Origin of the sequence: Collimonas fungivorans, from assembly GCF_028292705.1 — a bacterium.
In the GTDB taxonomy this organism is placed as follows: Bacteria; Pseudomonadota; Gammaproteobacteria; order Burkholderiales; family Burkholderiaceae_D; genus Collimonas; species Collimonas fungivorans_B.
In genome coordinates this window covers 1-5,369 of sequence record NZ_JAQGLV010000076.1, presented here as the reverse complement: position 1 = coordinate 5,369, position 5,369 = coordinate 1, and the positions used below count along the sequence as shown (strand labels likewise).

At 62.9% G+C, this 5,369-nt stretch carries 6 protein-coding genes; 3 read left to right on the top strand and 3 right to left on the bottom strand.

The genetic code is table 11. The features are described 5' to 3' along the window. Positions 1-99 precede the first annotated feature (99 nt). From JWQ61_RS03675 to JWQ61_RS03665, 3 genes are all read left to right on the top strand, one after another. On the top strand, positions 100-531 hold the full coding sequence (locus tag JWQ61_RS03675) for a 4a-hydroxytetrahydrobiopterin dehydratase (protein ID WP_304359321.1): 432 nt from the start codon (positions 100-102) through the stop codon (positions 529-531). Between the two features lie 59 nt (positions 532-590). Continuing rightward, on the top strand, positions 591-1,349 hold the full coding sequence (locus tag JWQ61_RS03670) for an SDR family oxidoreductase (protein ID WP_304359322.1): 759 nt from the start codon (positions 591-593) through the stop codon (positions 1,347-1,349). A gap of 138 nt (positions 1,350-1,487) precedes the next feature. Further along, positions 1,488-2,258, top strand: coding sequence for a thioredoxin family protein (locus JWQ61_RS03665; protein WP_304359320.1), 771 nt, complete (start codon positions 1,488-1,490; stop codon positions 2,256-2,258). Positions 2,259-2,334: 76 nt separating this feature from the next. On the opposite strand, the gene JWQ61_RS03660 is transcribed toward JWQ61_RS03665, so the two are convergent. From JWQ61_RS03660 to JWQ61_RS03650, 3 genes are all read right to left on the bottom strand, one after another. Continuing rightward, complete coding sequence (locus tag JWQ61_RS03660) at positions 2,335-3,693, bottom strand: amidase (RefSeq protein WP_304359319.1); 1,359 nt, start codon at positions 3,691-3,693, stop codon at positions 2,335-2,337. Positions 3,694-3,747: 54 nt separating this feature from the next. After that, entirely contained in the window at positions 3,748-4,434 is a 687-nt protein-coding gene (locus JWQ61_RS03655) for a DUF2848 domain-containing protein (protein WP_304359318.1), read from the bottom strand. A 57-nt stretch (positions 4,435-4,491) separates the two neighbouring features. Then, positions 4,492-5,369, bottom strand: an 878-nt coding sequence (locus JWQ61_RS03650) for an MFS transporter (protein ID WP_304359317.1), incomplete at its 5' end; no start/stop codon positions are given.

Here is a 5,369-nt window from a genome sequence, read left to right as displayed (position 1 = left end):
TATTCATTGCGCCTTGCAGCGCTGTCATGAAGTCCAGGACGCCGTACCTGTGCGTGGATGCCCCGGGAGTGGACCGGGTTGCGGAGCATGCGCAATTAAATGCCGAAATTGTCGACTTTTTTAACCGAAAACTGCCGAAACCCGATTGAACAGCCTTGGGTCGCGCATCTTTTAAGCATTCGGCTGCTTACGGTTATAGAATTGAAGTTTTCACGAACGGATACTTCAATGCCAAGCTCCACCCATATCGGCGCTGCAGCCGCAATCCTGGGCCTCAACGGCTGGACCGCAGTCGATGGCCGCGATGCGATTCAAAAGACTTTCCTGTTTGCCGACTTCAACGCGGCTTTCGGTTTCATGACCCAGGCGGCTTTGCTGGCGGAAAAAATGGACCATCATCCGGAGTGGTCCAACGTCTATAACCGTGTGGCGGTGCTGCTGACGACCCACGACGCCAACGGCGTTACCGATCTCGACGTGCGCCTGGCGCAGTTCATGGACCGTCACGCCGCCGCTGCCGTCAAAAATTGAACAAGCACGCCAACCAGCAGGCCAACCAACAGCGCAAGCCGGCCGATGCGGCGCCCGCCGTGGTGCTGATCACCGGCGCCGCCAAGCGCGTCGGGCGCGTGATCGCCGAGCGGTTCGCGCAAGCCGGTTATGCGGTGGTGGTGCACTACGGCAGTTCGCAGCAAGAAGCGCTGGATACGGTGCAAGCCATCGAAGCTGGCGGCGGCAGGGCGGTCGCCCTGCACGCCGACCTGCAAGCACCGGAGCAGCTGACGGCAATGATAGAGGCGGTCTACGCCAGGTTCGGCCGGCTCGATGTGCTGATCAACTGCGCTGCGATTTTTTTCCCCGATACGCTGGCCGATTTTGCCTTGCCGGACCTGGAGCGTTCATGGCAGGTGAACTGCCGCGCGCCGCTGCTGCTGACCCAGGCGTTTCACCGGCAAGCCAGGCAGCGCGGCCAGCAGGGCGTGGTGATCAACGTGGTGGACCAGAAAGTGCACGCCAATTTCCATCCCGAGGATTTCAGCTACACCGTGGCCAAAGCCGCCCTGGGCAACCTGACCGCGATGCTGGCGATGTCGGCGGCGCCGGTGCTGCGCGTCAATGCCCTGTATCCCGGCCTGATGACGAGCAGCGGCGACCAGAGCCAGGCCGATTTCGAATATTCTTCCGCCCGCTCGACCCCGCTCGGATATATCGCGCCGGTCACGGAAATCGCCGACGCCATCCTGCTGCTGACCAGGCCGTCTTTCAACGGCGCCGAGTTTGTGGTGGATGCCGGGCAAAACCTGGTGCGGGTCGAGCGCGACGTGATCAATTTGTATCGGGCGCCATAGAGGGCCAGGCAAGGGTCCGGGCTTGAATTGAAGCTGATCTGTAAGGAACTGACGCGCAGCGCGACCAAGCTACAGATGAACAGCCAGGAGAGTCAGGTGCGGATCCTTATCAATGTTTCAAAACAGCTTGTGTTGACGATGCTTGGGGTCGGACTTGCGACCGCTGCCCAGGCGCAGGACTACAGCGCGCAAAGCCCGGCCAACCGGGTGGCGCTGGTCGAACTGTATTCCAGCGAAGGCTGCAACAGCTGCCCGCCGGCCGACCAATGGCTGTCCAGGCAGGGCGCGCAAGCCAGGGCAAGCCAGGCCGGACCGGAGCGCATCGTGCCGCTGGCCCTGCATGTCGATTATTGGGACAGCCTGGGCTGGAAGGACAGGTTCGGCGATCATCGCTTCACCGTGCGGCAGCAGGAACTGGCGGCATTCACCAACAGCCGCGTGGTGTACACGCCGGAAATTTTCGTCGGCGGCCGCGAGCTGAGGCAGTGGAGCGCGAACAAGGCGTTTGACGCCGCAGTCGCTAAAATCACGGACCGGCCGTCGCCGGCCGACATCGCCATCAAGCTGTCCGGCACGGCGCCGCGCAATTTCGACTTGTCGGCCAAGGTCAAGCTGCGCCAGCCTTCCAAAGACGGCCATAACGCGTACATCGCGCTTTACGAAAACCAGCTGGTATCCAAGGTGGCGGCTGGCGAGAACGATGGCGTGACGCTGCACCACGACTATGTCGTGCGGCGCTGGCTGGGTCCGTTTGCGCTGAAGGATGGCATGGTGCAGATCAATGAAAAAATCGCGCTCGACAGCATAGGCACGGACGTCCGCGCAGACCGCTTCGGCATTGTCGCCTTTGTCCAGAATGCCAGCAGCGGAGAGGTATTGCAGGTAGCCAGGCTGGCGGTCGATCACTGACCCGAAATCATATGTAAATAAAAAAGCCGGATCAATCTGATTGATCCGGCTTTTTGTTTTTGACCTGCAGCCCGGATCAGGCAGCCGCCAGCGCAGCCTCCACCGCCAGTCCGATTTCCAGGATCTTGCGGTCATTGCCGCCGGCGCCGGCCAGCATCAGTCCGACCGGCGCAGTGCCGGCGGCATGGCAAGGCAAGGAGAGCGCGCAGCCGTCGAAAAAGTTGATCACCGACGGATTGCGCAAGATCAGGCCGTTGGCGGCGAAATACGCTTCATCGCTGGCTTCCAGCGCGGCGATGGCCGGCGCCACGACAGGCACGGTAGGCAGCAGCAGCGCATCGTAACCCGCGATCTTGCGTTCGACCGTCGCGATCCACTGCTTGCGCGCCGCGAACAGGTCGATCAGGTCAGCCGCGCTGATTTCCTTGCCGCGCAAGATACGCGAAATCACACGTGGATCGTAAGCGGCGGCGCGCTCTGCGATCAGCGCGCGATGCCAGGCATAGGCTTCGGCGCCGGCAAATCCGCCTTTGGCGTTGATTGCCCCCAGCGCCGAAAATTCGGGCATTTCGATTTCTTCGATCAGCGCTCCCGCCGCTTGCAGCCGCTGACGTGCACCGGCAAACGCCGCTGCGACATGATGGTCCATGCCATCCAGCACCAGCGTAGTCGGCAGCGCCAGGCGCAGGCCACGCAGCGAATACGGCTGCAGCGGCACTATCGGTTCGCCGGCCAGGATCGCATCGAGGGTGGCGCAACAGGCGACGCTGTTGGCGATAGGCCCAATCGAATCCAGCTGCGTCGACAGTGGCAATACGCCTTGCAGCGAGACCCGCCGCGCAGTCGGCTTGAAGCCGGTCAGTCCGCACAGCGCGGCTGGGATGCGTATGGAGCCGCCGGTGTCGGAACCGATGGCGGCGACCGCCATGGCGTCGCTGACCGAAACCGCGGCGCCGGACGAGGAGCCGCCTGGTATGCGGCCGGTGCTTCTGTCCCATGGATTGCGCGGAGTGCCGTAGTGCGGATTGATGCCGAGGCCGGAAAAGGCGAATTCGGTCATGTTGGTGCGGCCGACGATGACCGCGCCGGCCGCCACCAGGCGCTGCACCGCCAGTGAGCTGACGCTGGCCGGCGCAGCATCGCGCAGCGCCACCGAACCGGCCAGCGTGGTGCTGCCGGCGACGTCGAACAGGTCTTTGACTGAAATCGGCAAGCCATCTATCGGCGAACGCACCTGGCCGCTGGCGCGCAGCAGGTCGGAAGCTTGCGCCGCCGCCCGCGCCGGCGCGGCATACAATTCAGTAAACACCCGGCTGCCTTCGCCGGACGGCTCCAGCGCGCGTTGCAGCGCGGCTTCGGTGAGGGCGGCCGAGCTGACGGTGTTCTGGCTTAGCGCCGTGGCCAGGGATTGCAGGGTAGGTGGCGTGGTAGTCATGCGGCCTCGTGAAATGGTGTGGAATCCGATGTTCAAGCAACTTTCAAGCAATTTTCAAGCAACTTCGGGCAGGACTTCAACCTGGTAGCTATGACGCAAGGTGCGCTGCCGGCGCGGATCGAACAGTTCCATTGTAAATGACTGCGCCGGACGGATGCCGCCGATCGCGGCGACGGTGCCGCAGGTCATGCCGCTGCCTGCCGGCAGCATGGCGGCGCCGTTGGTATAGCCGGCGATCAGGTCTTGCGGCGTGCGCAGCGAGGCCAGCGGGCCTTCCTGGTAGAGCACCGTCTCGCCGTTTTCCTCGATGTAGGAACGGATCACCAGTTCATCCCAATACTCGGCGACTTCGGCCAGGCGCCAAGCGTCGGCGGCGACCGGCTTGACGCATGCCTGTTTCGATAGCGCCACGCTATGCGCTTCCAGCTTGCGGTCGGTATGGTCGGAAGCGATGCTGACATACAGCTCGCCGTCGGCGACGAATACAAAGGTTTCCACTTCGCCCGACGAATCGGGGCCGACCACCTGCACCTGTCCGGCCTGGGTCAGCTGGTTGCTGGCGATGCGGTAATACAGCGGCACGGCGCTGGGGCGCGAGATGCCGAGCGCCGCCAGTTCTTCGATATGGTGTTCGATGGCGGCATGGTCGCGCCCGGCCCAGCCGGCCACGATCAGGGTATGGATGTCGGTGTCGAGCTGACGCGAGCCTTGCTCGCTGTCGACCTGAAAGGAAATGTGCATGATGGTTCCAGCTTTAAAGAAGGCAGCCGGCGGAAACCGCCGGCGCCGGTTTGAGGATTAGCGAACTTTTTTGATGAACAGCAAGACCAGGATCGTCGCGCAGAATTCCAGCGCGGCGACGAAGTACAAACCGGAAGCGACGCTGCCGGTAGTGGTTTTCAGAGAACCGATCAGGTAAGGCGCGGCGAAACCGGCGAGGTTGCCGATCGAATTGATCAGCGCAATGCCGCCGGCGGCTGCGGTGCCGGTCAGGAATGCGGCAGGAATCGACCAGAACACCGGGAATGCAGCCAGGATCCCGATCGCCGCCAAGGTCAGCGCACAGAGCGCAAGCACCGCATTGCCGATGAAGAAGCCGGTCAGTATCAGGCCGATGCTGGCCACCAGCGTCGCCAAGGCGCAGTGCAGGCGCCGCTCGCCGCTGCGGTCCGAGTGGATGCCGTTCCAGATCATAGCGATGGTGCCCGCCAGGAAAGGCACTGCCGAAATCAGACCGATCTGCAGGTTGCCGACCACGCCGATTTCCTTGATGATGGACGGTGACCAGAAGGCGATCGTGGCGTTGCCGCTGACCACGCAGAAATACACCGCGGCGCAGATCCAGACCCGGTAATTGCGGCAGGCGTCGCGCAAGGAAGCATGTTTGTGGTCGTGGTTTTCCGCCGCCAGCGCCTTGCCTACAGCCTGCTGTTCCGACAGGCTCAGCCATTTTGCGTTGATCGGTTTTTCCGGCAAATAGAGCAGCACCGCGATGCCGGCCAGCACCGACGGGATGCCTTCCAGCAGGAACAGCCACTGCCAGTTGGCGTAATGGCCGACGCCGTCCATGCGGCTCATGATGAAACCGGCGATCGGCCCGCCCACCACGCCGGCGATCGCAAACGAGGTCATGAACAAGCCGTTGACGCGGGCCCGCTTCGCGGCCGGGAACCAGT